Here is a 1,491-nt window from a genome sequence, read left to right as displayed (position 1 = left end):
GCTCCGCCGGACGCAGGCCGCCGAGCAGCGGCCCCTCGTCCCGGCTGCCGGACAGCAGCAGGCCGGGCGGGCTGAGCTCGCGCAGGCCGAGCAGGACCGGTTCGTAGGCCGTGCGGGCGGCGCCGCCGGTGCGCCGGGTGAGCACGACCCGCAGGCCGATGTCGGCGGCCTGGCCGAAGAACTCCACCAGCGGCAGCAGCGGGCTGGGCTGGCCGCCCGTGGCCACCAGGTCGTAGTCGTCGACGAGCAGGTACAGCGTCGGCCCCCGCCACCAGTCCCGCGTGCGGAGCTGGTCGGCGGTGACGTCGGGCGGCGGCAGCCGTTCCCGCATGACCTCGACGACCTCGCCGATCATCGCGCGGGTGACCGCGGCCGAGGTGCCGTAGCCGAGCAGGTAGTCCGGGTCCACCACGCCGAGCAGGGTCCGCCGGGTGTCGATGACCATCAGGCGCGCCTCGCCTGGGCTGTACCGGCCCATGATCGACCGGGCGAGGGCGCGTAGGAAGGCGGTCTTGCCCGACCCGCCGTCGCCGTAGACGAGGAAGTGCGGATGACTGTCGAAGTCGATCGTCACCGGCCCCAGGTCGGTTTCGGCGATGCCGATGGGGATACCGCCGTCCGGGGCCTCGGCCGGCAGGTCCGCGAGGGCGACGCTGGTCGGCAGCAGGCGCACCGGCGGGGCGCGGTGGCCGTCCCACGCCTGCGCGATCCGGCCGGCCAGATCCTGCGCGCCGGCCGCGACGCTGGTGGCGTCGCGCTGGGCGTCGATGCGCGGCAGGGCGGCGAGGAAGTGCAACCGGTCGACGGTGATGCCGCGTCCGGGCATGGCGTCGGGCACGTTCATCGCCGTGCGACGGTCCAGCGCGGAGTCCCCGGGCTCGCCGAGGCGCAGCTCCAACCGGGTGCCGAACACGTCGCGGATCGACGGGCGCAGGTCCATCCAGCGGGTGGCCGCGGCGACGAGGTGGATGCCGTAGGACAGGCCCCGGTTGCCGAGCTCGGCCAGCGGGTCCTGGAGATCCTCGAAGTCGGCGCGGACGGTGGCCCAGCCGTCGATGACGAGGATGACGTCGCCGAACGGGTCGTCGGGGACGTGCCCGGCCGCCCGCAGCCGGCGGTAGGTGGCCATGGAGTCGACGCCCGCCGCGGCGAACACCCGCTCGCGGTGCACGAGAAGCTGGGTCAGCTCGGCGACGGTGCGCCGCACCTGGCTGACGTCGAGCCGGGTCGCCACCCCGCCGACGTGCGGCAGCGCCCGCAACCCGACCAACGCGCCACCGCCGAAGTCCAGGCCGTAGACCTGCACTTCGGCCGGCGTGTGGCACAGGGCGAGGCCGCACACCAGAGTGCGCAGCAGCGTGCTGCGGCCGCTGCCGGGACCGCCGACGACGACCATGTGCCCGGCGCCGCCGGCCAGGTCGACCCACAGCGGGTCGCGCCGCTGCAGCAGCGGCTGGTCGAGCAGCCCCACCGGGACGCGCAGCCCCCCGT

1 protein-coding gene is annotated in these 1,491 nt (G+C 75.3%); it reads right to left on the bottom strand.

The features are described from left to right. Positions 1–1,491, bottom strand: a 1,491-nt coding sequence (gene eccCb, locus ND748_RS31835) for a type VII secretion protein EccCb (protein WP_251749982.1), incomplete at both ends; no start/stop codon positions are given.

Source organism: Frankia sp. AiPs1 (assembly GCF_023716945.1).
In the GTDB taxonomy this organism is placed as follows: Bacteria; Actinomycetota; Actinomycetes; order Frankiales; family Frankiaceae; genus Frankia.
The sequence above is the reverse complement of the archived record's forward strand: the minus strand, read 5'-3'. Positions and strand labels throughout refer to the sequence as shown.